Origin of the sequence: Corynebacterium sp. LK10, assembly GCF_008042455.1 — a bacterium.
GTDB lineage: Bacteria > Actinomycetota > Actinomycetes > Mycobacteriales > Mycobacteriaceae > Corynebacterium > Corynebacterium jeikeium_D.
Genome location: NZ_NOVT01000017.1, coordinates 233,550 through 252,416 on the forward strand (window position 1 = coordinate 233,550; position 18,867 = coordinate 252,416).

Annotated in this window: 14 protein-coding genes; 8 read left to right on the plus strand and 6 right to left on the minus strand. The window is 59.6% G+C overall.

Annotated elements, in window-relative coordinates; genetic code table 11:
* The first annotated feature begins 49 nt into the window (after positions 1 to 49).
* Both CHU70_RS06525 and CHU70_RS06530 read left to right on the plus strand, forming a co-directional pair.
* Positions 50 to 907, plus strand: a complete 858-nt coding sequence (locus CHU70_RS06525) for a bifunctional methylenetetrahydrofolate dehydrogenase/methenyltetrahydrofolate cyclohydrolase (protein WP_070549723.1) — start codon at positions 50 to 52, stop codon at positions 905 to 907.
* Positions 908 to 927: 20 nt separating this feature from the next.
* Positions 928 to 1,296, plus strand: a complete 369-nt coding sequence (locus CHU70_RS06530; RefSeq protein ID WP_005510063.1) for a DUF3017 domain-containing protein — start codon at positions 928 to 930, stop codon at positions 1,294 to 1,296.
* Between the two features lie 6 nt (positions 1,297 to 1,302).
* Here the strand turns inward: CHU70_RS06530 and CHU70_RS06535 are convergent, their stop codons facing one another.
* The 4 genes from CHU70_RS06535 to CHU70_RS06550 form a co-directional block, all read right to left on the minus strand.
* Positions 1,303 to 2,439: a homoserine O-acetyltransferase gene (locus tag CHU70_RS06535; RefSeq protein ID WP_070549724.1), complete on the minus strand. Its 1,137-nt coding sequence runs from the start codon at positions 2,437 to 2,439 to the stop codon at positions 1,303 to 1,305.
* A gap of 45 nt (positions 2,440 to 2,484) precedes the next feature.
* Positions 2,485 to 3,807, minus strand: coding sequence for an O-acetylhomoserine/O-acetylserine sulfhydrylase (locus CHU70_RS06540; RefSeq protein ID WP_049193268.1), 1,323 nt, complete (start codon positions 3,805 to 3,807; stop codon positions 2,485 to 2,487).
* Positions 3,808 to 4,458: 651 nt separating this feature from the next.
* On the minus strand, positions 4,459 to 6,681 hold the full coding sequence (locus CHU70_RS06545; protein ID WP_049190323.1) for an NADP-dependent isocitrate dehydrogenase: 2,223 nt from the start codon (positions 6,679 to 6,681) through the stop codon (positions 4,459 to 4,461).
* Between the two features lie 265 nt (positions 6,682 to 6,946).
* Positions 6,947 to 7,936, minus strand: coding sequence for a molecular chaperone DnaJ (locus tag CHU70_RS06550; RefSeq protein WP_070429822.1), 990 nt, complete (start codon positions 7,934 to 7,936; stop codon positions 6,947 to 6,949).
* 396 nt (positions 7,937 to 8,332) lie between these two features.
* Here CHU70_RS06550 and CHU70_RS06555 point away from each other — a divergent pair, with 396 nt between their 5' ends.
* Together CHU70_RS06555 and CHU70_RS06560 are read left to right on the plus strand one after the other, a co-directional pair.
* Entirely contained in the window at positions 8,333 to 9,643 is a 1,311-nt protein-coding gene (locus tag CHU70_RS06555) for an MFS transporter (protein WP_016422141.1), read from the plus strand.
* Positions 9,644 to 9,686: 43 nt separating this feature from the next.
* A complete protein-coding gene (locus CHU70_RS06560) occupies positions 9,687 to 10,643 on the plus strand; it encodes an exodeoxyribonuclease III (RefSeq protein ID WP_016422142.1) in 957 nt (318 codons plus the stop codon).
* Between the two features lie 28 nt (positions 10,644 to 10,671).
* Here the strand turns inward: CHU70_RS06560 and CHU70_RS06565 are convergent, their stop codons facing one another.
* A complete protein-coding gene (locus CHU70_RS06565) occupies positions 10,672 to 13,359 on the minus strand; it encodes a DUF6541 family protein (RefSeq protein ID WP_147719163.1) in 2,688 nt (895 codons plus the stop codon).
* 190 nt (positions 13,360 to 13,549) lie between these two features.
* Between CHU70_RS06565 and CHU70_RS06570 the strand changes: the two genes are divergently transcribed.
* The 3 genes from CHU70_RS06570 (at position 13,550) to CHU70_RS06580 (ending at position 16,221) form a co-directional block, all read left to right on the plus strand.
* Positions 13,550 to 13,981, plus strand: coding sequence for a hypothetical protein (locus tag CHU70_RS06570; protein ID WP_016422144.1), 432 nt, complete (start codon positions 13,550 to 13,552; stop codon positions 13,979 to 13,981).
* Between the two features lie 96 nt (positions 13,982 to 14,077).
* Positions 14,078 to 15,133, plus strand: a complete 1,056-nt coding sequence (gene trpS, locus CHU70_RS06575) for a tryptophan--tRNA ligase (protein ID WP_049171954.1) — start codon at positions 14,078 to 14,080, stop codon at positions 15,131 to 15,133.
* 62 nt (positions 15,134 to 15,195) lie between these two features.
* Complete coding sequence (locus CHU70_RS06580) at positions 15,196 to 16,221, plus strand: YhjD/YihY/BrkB family envelope integrity protein (RefSeq protein ID WP_016422146.1); 1,026 nt, start codon at positions 15,196 to 15,198, stop codon at positions 16,219 to 16,221.
* On the opposite strand, the gene CHU70_RS06585 is transcribed toward CHU70_RS06580, so the two are convergent.
* Positions 16,222 to 17,472, minus strand: a complete 1,251-nt coding sequence (locus CHU70_RS06585; protein ID WP_187269744.1) for a D-alanyl-D-alanine carboxypeptidase family protein — start codon at positions 17,470 to 17,472, stop codon at positions 16,222 to 16,224. It lies immediately after the preceding gene.
* Positions 17,473 to 17,628: 156 nt separating this feature from the next.
* Here CHU70_RS06585 and CHU70_RS06590 point away from each other — a divergent pair, with 156 nt between their 5' ends.
* Positions 17,629 to 18,858, plus strand: coding sequence for an adenosine deaminase (locus CHU70_RS06590; RefSeq protein ID WP_016422148.1), 1,230 nt, complete (start codon positions 17,629 to 17,631; stop codon positions 18,856 to 18,858).
* The last annotated feature ends 9 nt before the right edge of the window (positions 18,859 to 18,867 follow it).

Here is an 18,867-nt window from a genome sequence, read left to right on the forward strand (position 1 = left end):
TACAGGGCGTTTCTGGGCATTATTCGCTCCTGTGCCTAAGATAAATGCCATGGCAGCGACAAAGCTTGATGGCAAACTCTACCGAGACGAAATCTTCGAAAACCTGGAAAAGCGCGTTGAGCGTTTGAAGGAAGCCGGCTACACCCCGGGGCTGGCCACCGTGTTGGTTGGTGATGATCCAGGCAGCCACTCTTACGTCAAGATGAAGCATCGCGACTGTGAGCAGATTGGTATCGCCTCTATCCGCCGTGATCTCCCAGCTGACACCACGCAGGAAGAACTCGAGGCAGTAATCACCGAGCTGAACGAAAGTCCGGAGTGCACAGGCTACATTGTTCAGTTGCCACTGCCGAAGCACCTGGATGAAAACCGTATTCTGGGCCTCATCGATCCGGAGAAGGACGCCGATGGCCTCCACCCGGTAAACCTGGGCAAGCTGGTCCTCAACGAGCCAGCACCGCTGCCGTGTACCCCAAACGGCTGTATCCACCTGCTGCGACGCTTCGGCGTCGAGCTCAATGGAGCCAAGGTTGTTGTTATCGGCCGCGGTGTCACCGTCGGTCGCCCGATCGGACTGATGCTCACTCGCCGCAGCGAGAACTCCACCGTGACGCTGTGTCACACCGGCACCAAGGACTTGGCCGCTGAAACCCGTCAGGCTGATGTCATCATCGCAGCCGCTGGTGTCGCCCATATGATTACTGCAGACATGGTCAAGCCTGGCGCTGCTGTACTCGACGTGGGAGTTTCGCGTGTCGACGGCAAGCTGGCCGGTGACGTTGCTGATGACGTCTGGGACATTGCCGGTTACGTATCCCCGAACCCAGGTGGTGTCGGCCCACTGACTCGCGCTTTCCTCGTACGCAATGTCGTCGAGCGCGCTGAAAAGCTCGCTGGCCTGGCCTAGTCAGCCAGGAGGAAGAAGTCATGTCGAAAAGGGAAATTGCGCAGCGTGCCCGGCGGGAAGATCTGCCGGATCCAATGCTGAACCCGCATAGTCCGAAGACCCCGCCGCCGGGGGCATCGTGGCCAATGTGGGTGCAGTATACGATTTACGGCGCGCTCTTTTTCGGCATGTCCGCCTTCGTTGTGTTCCTGGGGCTGGAGCGGTGGCGACGCGCCACATTCATGCTGGGAAGCACAATGATGCTGCTCGGCGTGGCTAGGCAGTACCTGCCGGACAGCATTTTAGGTGTGTTCTCCGTACGATCCCGGGCCTTTGACTTATGGTTTTGCTCCATAATCGGGATGGGAATCGTATTCCTCGCAGTCAGCGTGGATGCGCTGGGAAGCTAGCTGACATTAACTGACATCGCGAGCGAGGAAACTACGCACAATCGAATCCACTCGCTCGAACTCCGTCAAGAATCCGTCGTGACCCACGGCGGATTCAATCTTTTCCAGCCCCAAGCAGTTGCCCAGATTGCGGGCGAGGTGCTCCTGCTGGTGGAAAGGGTAGAGAATGTCCGTGTCCACACCGGCAACCATGGTCGGCACGGTTGACGAGTGCAGCGCCTCGTTGAGGCCACCGCGACCACGGCCGATATTGTGCCGATTCAAGGTATCGGTGAGCACGACATACGAGCCGGCATCGAAACGCTGAGCCAGCTTCTTCGCCTGATGATCCAAGTAGCTTTCTACCTGGAAGCGATCTTCCGTGCGCATCGCGCCCAGCGGATCCTCACCGGGCTGCGCTGCCGCGCCAAAGCGGTCATCCATCTCCAGCTCGCCACGGTACGTCAAATGCGCGACCCTGCGTGCAAAACCCAGACCTCGGGCCGGAGTCACACCGCGGTCGTAGTAGTCGCCGCCATGCCAATCGGGATCGGACTCAATGAATTGAATCTGCGCAGACTGAATACCAATCTGCCAAGCAGACGCACGTGCGCCGACACACATCACCAATGCCTTGCCGACGAAATCCGGGTGCATCAGTGACCACTCAAGCGCTCGGGCCCCACCCAAGGAGCCGCCAATGACAGCTTGGAGGCGGGAAATTCCCAGTTCTTGCAGCGCCAGGTGCTCCACCGTCACCGTGTCGCGCACGGAGATTGCGGGGAAGCGAGAGCCCCAGGGCTTGCCGTCGTCCGGATGTGGACTGGAAGGGCCGGTTGTACCGCGACAGCCACCGATGACGTTGGTGCAGATAATGCAGTACTCGTCGGTATCCAGGGCGCGGGCAGAGCCAATCATCCCGTTCCACCAACCCGCAGTCGGGTGGTACTCATCCGAGGGGCCGGAAGCGTGGGCGTCGCCGGTTAGAGCGTGCTCGAGGAGGATGACATTCGAGCAGTCGTCGTTAAGCCGGCCCCAGCGTTCGAACTCGACAGTGACGTCGGGGATGACCGCGCCAGCCTCGGTTGTGACATCGCCGATAAAGACACGCCCCGGTTCGCCCTCGGGTGCGAGGGCGGCCGGGGTAGATGGGGAAAAGCTCATGCCTTATAGACTACTTAGTCCGTTCTGTGTCTGTGTACAAACGGTCTACGCGAGTGCTGCGAAGCCGCCCTCGAGATCGGCGATGATGTCATCGATGTTCTCGATACCGACAGAGAGGCGAACGGTGGCCTGGGAAATGCCGGCGCGGATCAGACCCTCCTCATCGGACTGGGAGTGAGTGGTGGTGGCCGGGTGGACAACCAGCGAGCGGACATCACCGATGTTGGCGACGTTGGAGTGCAGCTTCAGAGCGTCAATGAACTTCCACGCCTTGGCGGTGTCGGCATCCTTCAGGTCGAAGGAGAGCACGCCGCTGGCGCCGGAAAGGTCCAGCTTGTTCAGGGTCTCGTACCACGGGGAGCTCGGCAGTCCAGCGTAGTTGACCTTGGCGACCAGCGGGTGGTTCTCGAGGAACTCAGCGACAGCCTTGGCGTTCTCATTGTGGCGCTCGATGCGCAGAGCCAGGGTGTCGAGGCCCTGAGCCAGAACCCAAGCGTTGAACGGAGCCGGGGCAGCGCCGGTGTCGCGGAGAATGCCAGCGCGAGCACGCAGTGCGAAGGCCGGGGCGCCCAGGTCGGCGAACTTCAGGCCGTGGTAAGCCTCGTCGGCCTCGGTGAAGTTCGGGAAGATGGAACGGCCGTTGCGGGTCTGAGTCCAGTCGAACTTGCCGCCGTCGACGATGACACCGCCAAGGGAGGAGCCGTTACCAGTCAGGAACTTGGTGGTGGAGGAAACCACGACGTCAGCACCGTGCTCGAGCGGGCGCAGCAGGGCCGGGGTCGGAACCGTGTTGTCGACAATCAGCGGAACGTTGTTGCGGTGTGCAACCTCGGCGATGGCCGGGATATCGAGGACGTCGATCTGAGGGTTGGCGATGGACTCACCGTAGAAACCGACGGTGTTGTCCTGAACTGCTGCCTGCCAGGACTCCGGGTCATCCGGGTTCTCGACGAAAGTGCAGTCGATGCCAAGGCGCGGCAGGGTGACCTTGAACAGGGTCTCAGTACCGCCGTAGAGGCGTGGCGAAACGACGAAGTGGTCGCCTGCACGAGCCAGGGTGAGGACAGCAGCGGTCTCAGCTGCCTGGCCGGAGGAGAACAGTACGGCAGCGACGCCGCCTTCGAGGCTGGCGATGCGCTGCTCGACGGCATCCACAGTCGGGTTGGTCAGGCGGGAGTAAATCGGGCCTGCATCCGAGAGGTTGAAGCGGTTGGCAGCGTGCTCAGCGGAATCGAAGACGTAGGAGGAGGTGTTGTAAATCGGCAGGTTGCGCGCGGAGGTCTGTGCGTCCGGAGCGAAGCCGGCGTGAATAGCGCGAGTGGACAGGCCCCAGTTGGCGGCGTTGCTGTTGTCGTACTTGGTGGTCATTTCAGATACTTCCTTGCGGTTTTTTGAGGTCGTTCAAAACGTTGCTTACAAACAATAGTGAACCAAGCTGTCTATTGCAAAGTTTTGGAAAAACCCAAGGTAAGAGGGTGTGTGTATCTGTGTCGAGAGTGCTATAGCCCGCTTAGTACGGATTGGTTTGATTAGTTCTGGGGCGTGGTCGGTTGTGGGGGGTGGAGGCTGCTGTATATGGGGGCGTGGGTGGCGCGTGGTGGGTGGTGGGTGGTGCGTGGCGAGTGGTGTTCGACGGGTGGCGGTTTGCCGAAGGAGTTAGTGCCTACCTTTATGACAGTTTGAAGGCAATTTTTTGGACAAAAGTGTCATAAAGGTAGTCAGTAACTCATGGGGTGAGGCACTGCGGTGCCGGGGCATCGGGCGCTGCGGTGCCGAGTGTCGAGGTGAGCCAAACAGGGGACTGAGTATGGGCGAAGGGTACCGTAAAGCGCCGAAAAGCACTGGGTACTGTCAAGACCGTTACGGAAGTCAGGGCATAGAAAAAGCCCCTCGCGCCATGTGCATCAAATGCAACATGAGCGAGGGGCTATCGCCCGAAACCGGCGGTCAGCCTAGGTCGGCCTAGACCAGCCTGGGCCAACCAGGTCAGCCAGACCAGCCAGGAGCAAGCAGCTAGTCCTACTTCTTCAGACCGTCGATGATCTCGTTGAACTCAGCGGACGGACGCATAACTGCGGAGGTCTTCTCATCGTCCGGCAGGAAGTAGCCACCCAGATCAGCTGGGGAACCCTGAGCATCAATCAGGGTCTTGGCGATGGACTCTTCCTTCTCCGTGAGAGCCTTAGCGACCGGTGCGAAAACTTCCTTCAGCTCGGAGTTCTCGTCCTGCTTGGCCAGCTCCTGTGCCCAGTAGAGAGCCAGGTAGAAGTGGGAGCCGCGGTTGTCGATTTCGCCAGCCTTGCGGGACGGCGACTTGCCCTCGTCGAGCAGGGTAGCGGTTGCCTTGTCCAGGGCCTCAGCCAGGACGCGTGGACGTGGGTCGTCGTCATGCTCAGCGGCGTAGCGCAGGGACTCGGCCAGTGCCAGGAACTCACCCAGGGAGTCCCAGCGCAGGTGGTTTTCTTCCTGAACCTGCTGGACGTGCTTCGGTGCGGAACCGCCTGCGCCGGTCTCGAACAGGCCGCCCCCGGCCATCAGCGGCACGACCGACAGCATCTTGGCGGAGGTGCCCAGCTCCATGATCGGGAACAGGTCGGTGAGGTAGTCACGCAGAACGTTACCGGTTACGGAAATGGTGTTCTCGCCGCGGCGGATGCGCTCGAGGGAGAACTTGGTAGCGGACACCGGATCCATGATGCGGATATCCAGACCCTCGGTGTCGTGGTCTGCCAGGTACTCGTTGACCTTGCTGATCAGGTTGTTGTCGTGCGCACGCTGCGGGTCCAGCCAGAACACTGCAGGGTCGCCAGTGATACGAGCGCGGTTGACGGCCAGCTTCACCCAGTCGCGGATTGGGGCGTCCTTGGTCTGGCAGGAGCGCCAGATGTCACCCTCGGCGACGTGGTGCTCAATCAGAACCTCGCCAGCGGAGTTGATGACCTGCAGGACACCGTCAACCGGAATCTGGAAAGTCTTGTCGTGGGAGCCGTACTCCTCAGCCTTCTGAGCCATCAGGCCGACGTTCGGGACAGAGCCCATGGTGGCCGGGTCGAAAGCGCCATTGGCGCGGCAGTCCTCGATAACAGCCTGGTAGACGCCTGCGTAGGAAGAGTCCGGGATGACTGCGAGGGTGTCGCGCTCCTCACCGTCCGGGCCCCAGCCCTTGCCGCCGTTGCGGATCAGGGCCGGCATGGAAGCGTCAACGATGACGTCAGACGGAACGTGGAGGTTGGTGATGCCCTTATCGGAGTTGACCATGTAAAGGGCCGGACCTTCCTTCAGGTCCTTCTCGATAGCGGACTTGACGGCCGCCGCAGTAGCGTCGTCAAGCTTGTGTAGACCATCGAGCATGGCGCCCAGGCCGTTGTCCGGAGTCAGGTTGGCGGCAGCCAGCTTGGACTCGAACTTCGGGAAAACAGATGGCAGGAAGGCCTTGACAACCTCGCCGAAGATCAGCGGGTCGGAGACCTTCATCATGGTGGCCTTCAGGTGCACGGAGAACAGGATGTTCTCGCGCTGTGCGCGGCGAATCTGAGCGCGCAGGAAGTTGTCCAGGATGTGGACGTTCATGCCCGTGCCGTCAATAATCTCGCCCTTGAGGACCGGCATGTCCTTCTTCAGGGTGATGATCTGGCCGTCGTTAGCCTCGAGCTGGTAAGTCAGCTTGTCGTCGGCCGGCATGACAACCGACTTCTCATTGTGGCGGAAGTCGTTGGAGGCCATGGTGGCGACGTTGGTCTTGGAGTCTGCGGACCAAGCGCCCATGCGGTGCGGGTGCTTGCGGGCGTAGTTCTTCACCGGCTCCGGAGCGCGGCGGTCGGAGTTGCCCTCACGCAGTACCGGGTTAACGGCAGAGCCCTTGACCTTGTCGAACTTGGCGCGGTCGGCGGTCTCTTCCTCGCCTTCCGGCTGCGACTTGTACTTCGGAATGTCATAGCCCTTTTCCTGCAGCTCTGCGACAGCGCGCTTAATCTGCGGGACGGATGCAGAGATATTCGGCAGCTTGATGATGTTGGCGTCCGGCTCCTTGACCAGCTTGCCCAGGGCTGCCAGCGCATCCTCTACCTTCTGTTCGTCCGAAAGACGCTCCGGGAACTGAGCCAGAATGCGGCCTGCGAGGGAGATGTCGCGGGTTTCAACATTGACACCAGCCTGGCTTGCAAATGCCTCCACGATTGGCTTCAGCGAGTAGCTCGCCAGCAGGGGGGCTTCGTCAGTACGGGTCCAAATAATTGTCGCCATAATTCATGTCTCCTATCTGTTTTGTTCCACGATAACCCAGTTTTGAATCTTGGGTTGTGTCGGGGCATAGCGCAAAAACAGTGATAGTGATATGAATAACGCAATTATGTGAGGCAAGTCACGAAATGTGCAATTATTTGTCGCTTATTCGCCGCTTTTCATTCCATTTTTCGCTTTACGACGGCCCCCGCGCTCAAACCCTTCAAATACGAAAAACCGCGCTGGGGTGTCGTGCACGCCGGCGCGGTTGTTCAGGGCAGCCTATTTAGTTCTGTGTATTGTTCGGAGGATTGTTCTGGCCGAACTGGTAGCCCTGAGTGTTCTGAGACTGGGGGTACTGCGGAGCATAGCCCTGCCCCGGCGCCGACTGGGTAGTCCTGACCAGTTTCTGGCCGCGGAACCATGCGCGCATGTCCTTGAGGAACATAAGAACACAAGCCGCGATCAGCATGGCACCTGCGAGGAAGAGGACTACATCCACCCAGGAGCTCAAGAACAGGAGGGGGATGATGGTCATAGCCAACGCCAGTGGTGCCACGGTGACGCAGAAAAAGATTGGTGCCGTCGAGTCTTCACCGCGGAGGATGGAGTGAATCCAGTATGCGGTCAAGGTGACAAGCATCATTCCCATCAGTAGGAGGACTGGAACAAGAACGAGGGCGGCTGCAGCGCCCATAATGTAGCCGATGTCATCCCAAGAATCACCCAACGATGACTCTAGGCTGCCGAGATCGTTGGCGCCCTGGATGCCGAGCGTGATTGCGTACAGAACTGCGATGATGCCAATCAGAGTTGAAAAACTGACCAAGCCGGTAGTGATTCGGGGGATGAGTGGCATGCGCTGCCACATGTTCTGCAGTGTGGCGTTTGCAGGCAGCGGTGGTACATCCGTGGTCACCGTGGTGGTTACTGTCGCAGGACTGGTTTGAGTTGGGGCGGACCACTGTGCTTGCTGGGTTTGCGTCTGGAACGAGGATTCCTGCGCAGTGGGTACCGGGCGATTTGCCAGCCCGCGCAGCGTCGCAATGGTGATGGTGGCGTTCTCATCGGCCAGCAAAGCGTCGTATTCGCGACGACGTCCCTCATCGCCAAGCACTTGCAGCGCAGTGAGCTTCTCCTGGAACTCGCCGGAGTACTCCGAGACTCCAGCATCTCGCAGTTCGGAGAGTTGATTAGAAAGATTTGCATGGAGCTCTTCGGTGCTGGCTGCGCTATCCAGCTTCAGAGACTCATAGAGGTTGTAGCGGTCGCCCATAGTGAATCAAGATCCTATCGGTATTGCAGTTCGAAATATCTTTTAAAACAATTTACCCGGTAGCTAGTACGGCAGCATCGAAGACCCGGAGCGCTCGATGGTAGGAAGTCCGTCACGCTCGAAGGGAATTCGTAGTCCTCGGCAAACAATGCCGATTACAAAATGCATTGGGAAGAACTTGAGTGAGCGACTTCCACTAATGGCCGCAGATGTTATTCCGCGCACAAATACCCGGGGAACAGGCGGATTAAATAGCGAAATTTTTGTGTTGCGGAGTAGAGTCTCATTTTTCCCTTGCGGCTCCCCTCACGGTTTTGCGAGCCCGTCTTGGGTCGAAAGTCGAGGGGAACTGAGAGTCCACCAACTGGCGTAAGAAGAGAAAAGGAGACGGTCGCAATGACGTCGTCAAGCGAAGTAACAACCCACAACGACGACCACAAACCGCGTGCGCGTCGTGCGGGAGCGTTTAGCTCGCATCGCCGTCCTGTTCCGGTGCAGGACGACATCTCTGATCTACGCCGAATCTTGGTGATTGTGGCTCTGTCGGTCGGTGCATTCGGCATCGGCGTTACCGAGTTTGTGGCCATGGGCCTGCTGCCTTACATCGCTGATGCCTTCGGACGTGATGAGGATGCCGCAGGGCGCATGATTTCGATGTACGCACTCGGTGTTGTCGTGGGCGCACCCCTAATTACCGTGCTGACCGGCTCGATTCCGCGCAGGCGCATGCTCCTGCTGCTGATGGCGGCATTTACCATCGGCAATGGTGCCACGGTTTGGGCAGGCACACTGGGCTCTTTCGAAGCAGTCATGGTCTCGCGCTTCATTGCCGGTCTGCCGCACGGCGCGTATTTCTCGGTGGCGGCGCTGGTGGCGGCCTCCCTGGCTAAGCCGGGACAGCGCGGCAAGATGGTGGCTCTGTCGGGCGTGGGGTTGTCGGTGGCGACTGTGATTGGTGTGCCGGCCGCGCAGGTGCTGGGACAGATTTACGGTTGGCGCAGCGCCTTCGCGTTTGTCGCGGTCATCGGGCTGATTGCATTTGTTTCGCTGTGGTTCGCCGTGCCGCATATGAACCGCATGCCGAAGACACGTCCGATGGATGAGCTCTCGGCTCTGGTGACACCGCAGGTGCTGCTGACCGTCGCGATTGGCACCGTTGGTTTCGGCGGCATGTTCGCGGTTTACACCTACATCACCTGGACTATGACTCGCGAAGCGGGCATGAGCGAAAACCACATCTGGATTGTGCTGATGGCCTACGGCATCGGCATGGTTGTCGGTACTTACATCGGTGGCTGGCTCTCCGACCGCATCGGGGAGTGGGGCATCATGGTTGCGCTGGTGCTGATGGTAATCATGCTCAGCGTCTTCTACTTCACCTCACAGAATGCTGTGCTGGGCACGATCAACTTCCTCCTTATCGGTCTGCTGGGATCGGTATTGGTGCCTAATCTGCAGACCCGTCTGATGGATGTCGCCGGTCGCGCACAGACGCTGGCGGCAGCTCTCAACCAGGCCGCATTGAACATGGCCAACGCATTCGGAGCGGCGCTCGGTGGTTGGGTCATTGCGTCCGGTTATGGCTACCGCGCACCGGCTTTGGGCGGCGCGACGTTGGCGATGTTGGCTATCTTCATCGCTCTGCCGACCATTGTTCTTTACCGCCGCTCACAGGCGAAGAAGGCCGAGCGCATCGAACTGCGCTAGGGGTCTTCAAGGCGTAGTGCACGCATAGGTAACGTATGAGGGCATGAGCCTTACAATCGCGACAATCAATGTCAACGGCATCCGCGCCGCCGTCAAGGAGCGCAGCGAAACCAATCTGGGATTGCTGGAGTGGCTGAAGCACACCAGTTCCGATGTCGTTTTGCTGCAGGAAGTCCGCGCCACCGACGACCAGGCACGCAAGGCCCTCGCGCCCGCTTTCGATGCCGGATGGCATTGGGTCGGTGCTGAAAACCTGGGTGCCAAGGGGCGCGCCGGCGTGGGCATTCTCTCGCGCTTTCCGCTTAACGACGTCCAGGTGGGCATCGGCTCCGAGGAGTTCGAAGAATCCGGTCGGTTTATCAGTGGTGTTGCCCCGGCAGCGGACACCGGCCTGGATGTGGATGTCCAGATTGCCAGCCTCTACCTGCCCTCTGGTGCCGCCCTGAGCGAGAAGCAGGATGAGAAGTACCGCTTCCTCGATGCCTTCTCCGACTACCTGGCCGAACTGGGTGCCAAGGGGCGCGACGGTCACCACGCAGTCATCGGCGGCGACTGGAACATCTGCCACCGCGAACAGGATTTGAAGAACTGGAAGACCAACCGCCGCAAGAGCGGTTTCCTACCGCAGGAGCGTGCCTGGATGGACTCGGTCTTCGGCTGCTGGCCCGATGAGGTTCCCCAGGATTCGCAGGTACAGGCCAGCGACAAGGAGCTGGAATCCGGTGCCTTCTCCGATGGTTCTGTGTGGGAGGCCCCGAAGCTCAATGCAGATCCGGTGTGGTTTGATGTCACTCGCCGTCTGCACCCAGAGGCCGACGGTCCCTGGTCCTGGTGGACCTACCGCGGTAAGGCGTTCGATACCGATGCCGGCTGGCGGATCGACTACCAGGCGGTAACCGAACCAATGCTCAAGCGTGCTGTCAGCTCGGTAGTGGATAAGCCTGCCGCCTACGACCTTCGCTGGACGGACCACGCGCCGGTGATCGTGGAGTACGCCTAAACCCGGCATACGCCTAACCCCGAGCGGACTAGTGTGCTCCGAGGTCAGCGAACTCTGGGATCAACTCCGGCTCGGGAGCGGTTACGAGATGCCGGTTCTGCCGCAACATGGAGGCGATGCCGTCAACGATGGCGTCGGCCCATTTGTCCTGCATAGCGGGGTCGGCCAAATCGCGGGTGAGTTTTTCAGCGCCCACCGCTCCCAGCGATAGCGCAATTGTCGGCGCATGCGGCCGCGAACTCTGGTTCACCGCCACTGCCGGCGCCAGGCCGGTGCGAAACTCGGTTGGCACCCCGTTTGTGCTGTAACTGCTGTGCGGATTGAAACCTCGGTAAACCATTCCGTCGCGCACACCCGCCGCCAACTGCCAATCGGCAGGAGCATCGTCCTCAGGTTCGAGAGACTTCACCACAGCGGATACCGAAAAGCCACGATCGCCGATGTTATCCCCAGAAAGAGTCTGGCCCTCTGATGAGCGACCGACGATTACGGTGGCTGCGCTCGCCGTGTCGTCGGCAAGCGAATGTGCGCCAACGATTGCGCCGCGCTGACGGAGCTTGTCGCTGGCGCGTTGCACGATGCTGTCGATGTGAGCGGAAGTATCCCCACTCAAACGCAGCGCGCGAGGCAGGTCGGCGTTGATAGCCTCGATGGCCTCGCGGCGAGAGTCGACGGTGATGTGCGCGCCGGCGAGCGGATCGACAGCCTCGTCAGGGGAGGGGACGATCGGCTGGCGCGGAGGCATCCACAGCGGATTGGGGCGCGCCGGGCGGTGTGGGGAACTGTTGACAACAGCGTGCAACTCTTCAGGTGAAAACATCTTGTTGACCGCGAAAATCATCACCGAACTGTCGTGATACACAGGCGTGAGCCCCGGCGCGTGCCATGCCCAGGAACGCATCGACAGCGCCTCCGTGCCATCCGTGTTCACACCCGGCGGGGAACTAATGATGTAGTGCACTCCCAATTTCTTCGCCATGGCATCGAACTCTGGATGTGAGCCCAGCAGGTCAACGTTTATCGGCAGCTTGTTGCTCGCCTCGGCAGTTTTGTCGGAGAAGGAGAAATGGCGGAACAGGGTCGGCAGTCCGGCGATGGCATACATCCACGCAGAACCGTCACGACGGTCATTGAGAATATGCCCCTCAAACGCATGCGGCTGTGCGGACAGCCAATCAATAGCTTCCATGTCCGCAGCGGTCACAAACGTGCTTCCGAAACTCTGGCGAATTGCCTCGCGCTGAGCAGGCCCACTCGCCCAGGTCGCAGGCACAATCGCCAGTGCCGCTACGAGCCCCATCGCCAGCGCAGGATTCCACGACTTGGTCGGCTGATCTCGCTTTGCGACGATCCACTGCGCCGCAGCCACAATCCCGACAACGGCAGCCGCGACTGCGTAGCCGACCAGCACTGCGCGCAGAATTCCCATAACCGCCTGCATGCGGTACGGCATGTCGTAGAAGAAAGTGCCAATAAACTTCAGATAGGTGCCGAACGGCTCAGACCAACGGGACTGCGCACTATCGGACACCACAAAGAGCAGCCCGAAAACCAGTGCCGGCCACGGAGCCCATGGGCTGTCTGGCAGGCGAGAGACAAGCGCCACCACCAGGCCGATGAGCACAAGAACCAGAACAGTCCGGGAAAAGATGGGCTCGTCAGCATAGCGGGAAAACCCAATCAGAGTTCGCCACAGTGATTCGGAGCGGGAAATCTCAATTTGGCCGGTAAAGCCCGCAACGGATTCGCCTTGCCCACTCGCGGACAAAGCCGCCGGGAGAGTCATCACCAGGGCGAGCGCTCCGATAATTAGCGTGCGAACTAGGCCACTGACACTCGGTTGGGTAATCAACCACAAGCCAACAAAGAGCACGGCAGCAATTGCGCCGGCCGGGTGGGTGATAAACGTGCCGACCAGGGCAAGCGCAGCGGGGACAATATAGCCCCGCATGGTCAAAGCCGCAGCAATCGGCAAAGCGGCCACCGCGAGCAGATACGGCATGGAGGATGTGCGCCAAAGAGCCACCCAAATCTCCGGAAGCATCAGCGTCGCGACGGCAGCTGCGGGACCGGCATAGGCCGCCCACTTAGGACCAACTGCGGTGCGGGCTAGCACCGCAGTTGCTGCGGGAAGAAGCAGCGCCGGGGCCAAGAACGCAAACACGTTGGAATCGAGGAAGACCGAGCCGGGCAGCAGCCCCGCCATGGCATGCCAGCCGGTGGGGTAGAACATTTCGGCCCCGGTCTCCTGATTCATCAGGTCACCGGCCGCGGTGGGCGAGGCTATTGCATGTTCGTCAATGAACCGGAGGAAGTTGGTATGCCAGAGCATGTCCCAGGCTTCGCGGATAGCGCCGGGGCCGCCAGGGACGTCGTTAAGCACGAGCATGGCGCGCATCGAGCCGACTACCGTAACTCCGACGACAATCATCGCGGTGACAACGCCGGAATCGAAGCCGTCTTCGGGCGTTGCTCGGGGGACGAATCTGCGCACCAGATAGCCAATAGCACAGAACCATGCCCACATGCCGGCCACGAAGAGCCAGGTGTAATCCAGCCCGAGCGCGTGAGACAACCATGCGGAAAAACCGGTCACACCCAGCATTAATGGGCCGGCAGATGCCAACGCGAGCGTGGGACGTAGCCCACTGGCCCAACCGAGAACTGCGCCTGGGACCAGCAGGATGAAGACGGCAACCGCAATGGCAGCGAGCATGGGACTCCTGACGGATAAGAGAATTGAATTAGTCCAATAATACCTGTGGGTTAGTTCGGCACTTGGGACGCGAGCGCCTAAGATTTGAAGAAGGACTGATGGGACTTCAGCCGCTGTAAAACCCAAGCGCGAATCTGCGCGGGACTTGAAGCGAGCTCGGTGCGGACCAGGAAAGGAGAGGACATCCCCAGTGAAAAACGGCGAGAGCGATAACAAGCGGCACCAGATGGCCGATTTGGAAGCCATCGCACGGAGTCTGCAGAACGACCCTGGCACTGCTGTCAATGTCCCAGTGGTCGTGACTTCCGGTGTCATTGTTGCGTTTATCGTGCTGTCTTTTGCCTACGCGTGGCCACTGTGGATTTCCCTCGGACTCATTGTTCTGCTGGGAGCCGTGATGGTCGTGTCCTACACCCGTAGGCCACCCGTAGCCCCGCTCGAGTTGACCCAGGGGGAGCGTGAGCGTGTTCGCCGTGTTCTCTCTGAACACGGCATTCGCCCAGCGATCACGTTGGTGCGCGCACTGTACCCCGAGGAATCGCCAGCTGCTGCGGCGCGCACCGTCAAATTGCTATCCGATCGAATGCTTGTGGAGCAGGGGGACGAGGGGCGTCGGGGCTAGCTTTTGGCAGTCGGTTTCCTGCAAAAGCCCGTGGTGTTGTCGAAACGGGTACGTCGTCGACTCTCAACTGCGGGCCTCGCGCTAGACTTATTGGCTATGAGTGAAAGCAAGGGTCCTGAGGCAACTAATCCTGCACCGAGTGCTCGTAAGCAGCGCGTTCTGTCCGGCATTCAGCCGACCGCAGATTCCTACCACCTGGGCAACTACCTGGGTGCATTGAAGAACTGGATTAATCTGCAGGATGACTTCGACGCTTACTACTTCATTCCAGACCTGCACGCCATCACTGTCGAGCAGAATCCGAAGGAGCTGCGTCAGCGCACTATCGCAGGTGCCGCACAGCTGATTGCACTCGGTATTGATCCGGAGAAGTCGGTGCTCTTCGTGCAGTCGCATGTGCCCGAGCACGCGGAGCTCGGATGGGTGTTGACCTGCTTGACTGGCTTTGGTGAAGCCAGCCGTATGACGCAGTTCAAGGACAAGTCCTCTCGTCAGGGCGCGGAACATACCTCCGCTGGTTTGTTCGCGTACCCCATGTTGATGGCTGCCGACATCTTGCTCTACCGCCCACAGCTGGTGCCGGTGGGGGAGGATCAGCGCCAGCACCTCGAACTGACGCGTAACCTGGCGCAGCGCTTCAACTCCCGCTACAAGAAGACCTTCGTGGTGCCGGATCCACACATCATGGAAGGCTCCGCGAAAATTTACGACTTGCAGGATCCGACCTCGAAGATGAGCAAGTCGGGTGCAAATCCGAAGGGCATTATTAACCTCTTGGACGACCCGAAGGTCTCCGCCAAGCGCATTCGCTCGGCCGTTACCGACAATGACGGAGAGATCCGCTTCGACCGTGAGAACAAGCCGGGCGTTTCCAACCTGCTGGTCATTCAGTCGGCGTTGACCGACAAGCCTGTCGACGAGCTCGTTGCCGGCTACGAAGGCGCTGGCTACGGCCAGCTGAAGGCTGATACCGCAGATGCGCTGGAGGCATTCACCACGCCACTGCGTGCACGCTATGAGGAGCTCATGGCCGATCGTGGTGAGTTGGAACGGATCCTGGCCGAAGGCGCTGACCGTGCCCGTGAAGTTGCCGCCAAGACACTTGCAGATGTGTACGAGCGAGTCGGGTTCCTGAAGGCCGCCAACCGTTAATTCAGCTGTAGACTCTGCGCTTCAGTCTCCGTACCGAAAGCTGGCACGTTAAGGTAGGGGACATGGCAACCTCTACTCAAAAAGATCCGAAGAGAACGGACCGCTATGGCATCGAGCGTGTACACGCCGATGAACCGAGCGCAATCGACCGCCTCCGCGAAAAGTGGGCGTGGTTCGATCACGTTATGCGGATGCAGGAGCGCTACTCCGAGCAGGGCGGTAACTTTTTTGCCGCCGCTGTCACGTACTTCTCCGTGCTGTCGATTTTCCCCCTAATCATGACGGCATTTGCCATCCTCGCGCTTGTGCTGCGTGGCAATGAGCAGCTGCTTGAGCAAATCCAGTCCGCTATCACCGACTCCATCGATGGGTCGATGGGCGACACCATCAACGCAATTATCGAAGGCGCGATCGATCAGGCAGGTGGCGTCTTCACCGTCGGTTTCATTGCCACCCTGTGGTCGGGTCTTGGTTGGATGGGCAACCTCTCCAACGCAGTGACACAGCTGTGGAAGCGCCCGCTGGGCGCTAGCAACTTCGTGGTGGGAAAGGTTCGCGACCTGCTGCGTCTGCTGGGCATGCTGGTTATGATCCTGCTGACCTTCGCTGTCACCGCAGCCGGCTCTTCCGGACTGACCCAGTCCCTGCTGGACAAGATTGGTCTGGCTCATGTCCCGGGAATCACAATTATTGCGGGATTGATTGCCATCGCCATTGGTCTCGTTGCCAACTGGCTGCTGTTCTTCTGGATGCTCGCTTTCCTGCCGCGCGGGGGCGCCCCGTTCCGCTCTGCGGCAAAGGGTGCGATTATCGGTGCGATTGGCCTTGAGGTTGTCAAGCAGCTCGGTAGCGTTTTCTTCTCCAACGCCCTGTCGAACCCGGCCGGTGCAGTTTTCGGTCCGGTCATCGGTTTGATGGTCGTTTTCTACCTCATCTGGCGCATCACTATGTACGCCACCGCCTGGACGGCGACGACCGAAGAAGCGCTTGCCGACGAGGAGCTGGATGCACCTGCTCCTGCTGTCATTAACGTCCGTGCGGAAGCGGCCAACCCGTCCGGATTGAACCGCCTGCTCGGTTCGAAATAATTAGCCGCGATCGCGTCTGCCGAAGCGGTAGGTGACCATCGCAATCAATGCGATGACACCTACGATGGCAGCGCTGACAGTAATTTTTAGCCCGGTTCCTGTTGACTCGTTGTCCAGGATATCGGGCAATTTTTCTACCAACTTATCCTCAGTCGCTTCCGCTTCGAGGACACCGACAGAGCTGTCCTGCGGTGCCGCGAAGCCGGCGTCGAGTAGCGATGCCGCCTGCTCCCAGGGGCGCGGTGAATCCTCCACAGTGACGTCGAGAACGATGACGCCGAGACGACGGCCATCGCGCTCAGCCACCCCAGCGAAGGTGTGACGGGCATCGTCGGTAAAACCAGTCTTGCCTCCAAGGGCGCCGGGGTAGTCCTGGGCAATCAGCTGATTGTCGTTGGCGATTTCGAAGTCATCGACCTCGAGAGCCTTGTCTCCGGGGATGGTGGCCAGGCGGGTGGCCGAGAGCTTGCGATAGGTCTCATTGTTGAATGCGTGCTGGAAGAACAGTGACATGTCGTATGCCGACGTCATCTGTCCCGGAGCATCGAGACCAGTCGGGTTGACCACTCGCGTATCCGTCGCCCCCAACTTCTTTGCCAGGGCATTGACCTTCTCTGTGGTCTTATCCATGCCACCAAGTTCGCGAGCCAAGGCGTGGCCGGTGTCGTTGCCGGAGTTAAGCAACAGACCAGTCAGGAGCGTTTCTACCGAGTAGTTCACGTCCTCGACGATGCCGACACGAGAGCCCTCCATGTTCGCGTCCTCGAAGGTCGCCTTGACTGGGGTGTCGAGCTTCAAATTCTCGATTGCCTCCATCGCCAGCAGCACCTTAATAATTGATGCCGGACGGTAGCGGCCGTGCGGGTCCTTCGCCGCAAGGACATCGCCGGATTTCAAATCGAACACCGTCCATGCAGAGGCGGAGAGGTCCTTCGGAACGTCAAACCCCTCACCGCTGACAATGCCGCAGGCGGACATCTTGCTACCTCCAGCCGGCTTTTGAGGAACCGGAAGTGGAGCGGGAGATGTTTCGCCGGGAGCCGGAACCTCAGAGGAATCCACTGGTGCTGGTGGAAAGGTCTTGTAGGGGCAGCCCTCCGTGTCACGGATATCAGGTGTGGGACCGACAATCGGGGCGTCGTCGGTAAGCGAGGTGCTCTGCGCCATGGCTGCGGGGGCGGTGCTCGGCAGAAGCAGAGCGCTGGTAGCTAGCAGCGTAACGGCAGATGAGAAGCGGCGAGAGGGAAACATGATGAGATAAGGGTAGTAAAACGTCACCCGAAATGACGTATTCGTCGTGTGTGGATGGGGGAAAACGGGGGAGCGGAAGCCTTTGTACAAAGCAGAATTACGATTCACCGGCAGTGAAGTAGAAGCGGAGGGCACAGTACCGATAGTCTGGCCATTATGACTAATTCTTTGCACAGTGATGCTCAGTCTCTGGACACACAGTCTTCGGCATCGAATCTCGATGAGATGCGCAAGGTTGTCGCCAGCCTGCCCAAGGTACTGCTTCACGATCACCTCGATGGCGGCCTGCGCCCGCAGACCGTTATCGACCTGGCCGCGGACTGCGGTTACACCGATCAGTTGCCCACCACCGACGTGGATGAACTGGAGAAGTGGTTCATTGATACCGGCAACTCTGGCTCGTTGCCGAGCTACCTGACCGCCTTCGCGCACACCTGCGCCGTCATGCAGACCGCTGAGTCGCTGACGCGCGTGGCGCGTGAGGCCGTCGAGGATCTGGCCGCCGACAACGTCGTCTACGCTGAGCTGCGCCTGGCTCCGGAAAACCATTTGGAAAAGGGCCTGGATATGCAGGCTGTCATCGACGCGCTGGTCGAAGGCCTGGCGCAGGGTGAAGCCCATGCCGCCGCTGAGGGAAAGCACATCACCGCACGTCTGCTGGTCTGTGCGATGCGCCAGAATGACAATTCCAAGGAAGTCGCACAGCTGGTCATCGACAACTACGGGAAGAACTCCGACGGGTACGTTGTCGGTTTTGACATCGCTGGACCGGAAAACGGCTTCCCACCGGCTAACCATGCCGAAGCATTCACCATGCTGCGGGAAAACCTCATTCCGGTCACCATTCACGCAGGTGAAGACGCCGGTGTGGATTCGTTGCAGGACGCTGTCGTGCAAGGTGCTCGCCGCCTGGGTCACGGCGTGCGCATCTACGAGGACTTCGGTGCTTCCCTCGAGGGCATCGAATGCCAGGAGGTTGCCTCCGCTATTCGTGACCGCCAGATTCCGCTGGAAATCTGCCCGACCTCCAACGTTCAGACTGGTGTCTGTGACAGCGTTGCGGATCACCCGTTCTCGCTTCTCGACGATATGAGTTTCGCCTGCACGGTCAACACGGATAACCGTCTGATTGGTGCGACTTCCATGACCCGGGAGTGCATGGAGTTGGTGGAGAACTTCGGTTACGGCTACAGCGAGCTGTTCGAACTGACCTCGAATGCGCTAAACAATGCATTCGTGGATCTGCCGACCCGCGAGCACATCATGGACACCATTATTTACCCCGCTTACCTGCAGCTTATCGACAACAGCGACGAGGACATCGAAACTGATGTCAACGGTGCGGGTTTCGGTGCCGAAGATGAGCTGAACCTGACGCTGGACTAGCCAGCGCCG

Bases quoted from the DNA above. Each gene is read 5' to 3' on its own strand.
- CHU70_RS06525 (WP_070549723.1), top strand. From the start codon at position 50: ATGGCAGCGACAAAGCTTGATGGCAAACTCTACCGAGACGAAATCTTC.
- CHU70_RS06530 (WP_005510063.1), top strand. From the start codon at position 928: ATGTCGAAAAGGGAAATTGCGCAGCGTGCCCGGCGGGAAGATCTGCCG.
- CHU70_RS06535 (WP_070549724.1), bottom strand. From the start codon at position 2,439: ATGAGCTTTTCCCCATCTACCCCGGCCGCCCTCGCACCCGAGGGCGAA.
- CHU70_RS06540 (WP_049193268.1), bottom strand. From the start codon at position 3,807: ATGACCACCAAGTACGACAACAGCAACGCCGCCAACTGGGGCCTGTCC.
- CHU70_RS06545 (WP_049190323.1), bottom strand. From the start codon at position 6,681: ATGGCGACAATTATTTGGACCCGTACTGACGAAGCCCCCCTGCTGGCG.
- CHU70_RS06550 (WP_070429822.1), bottom strand. From the start codon at position 7,936: ATGGGCGACCGCTACAACCTCTATGAGTCTCTGAAGCTGGATAGCGCA.
- CHU70_RS06555 (WP_016422141.1), top strand. From the start codon at position 8,333: ATGACGTCGTCAAGCGAAGTAACAACCCACAACGACGACCACAAACCG.
- CHU70_RS06560 (WP_016422142.1), top strand. From the start codon at position 9,687: ATGAGCCTTACAATCGCGACAATCAATGTCAACGGCATCCGCGCCGCC.
- CHU70_RS06565 (WP_147719163.1), bottom strand. From the start codon at position 13,359: ATGCTCGCTGCCATTGCGGTTGCCGTCTTCATCCTGCTGGTCCCAGGC.
- trpS (WP_049171954.1), top strand. From the start codon at position 14,078: ATGAGTGAAAGCAAGGGTCCTGAGGCAACTAATCCTGCACCGAGTGCT.
- CHU70_RS06580 (WP_016422146.1), top strand. From the start codon at position 15,196: ATGGCAACCTCTACTCAAAAAGATCCGAAGAGAACGGACCGCTATGGC.
- CHU70_RS06585 (WP_187269744.1), bottom strand. From the start codon at position 17,472: ATGTTTCCCTCTCGCCGCTTCTCATCTGCCGTTACGCTGCTAGCTACC.
- CHU70_RS06590 (WP_016422148.1), top strand. From the start codon at position 17,629: ATGACTAATTCTTTGCACAGTGATGCTCAGTCTCTGGACACACAGTCT.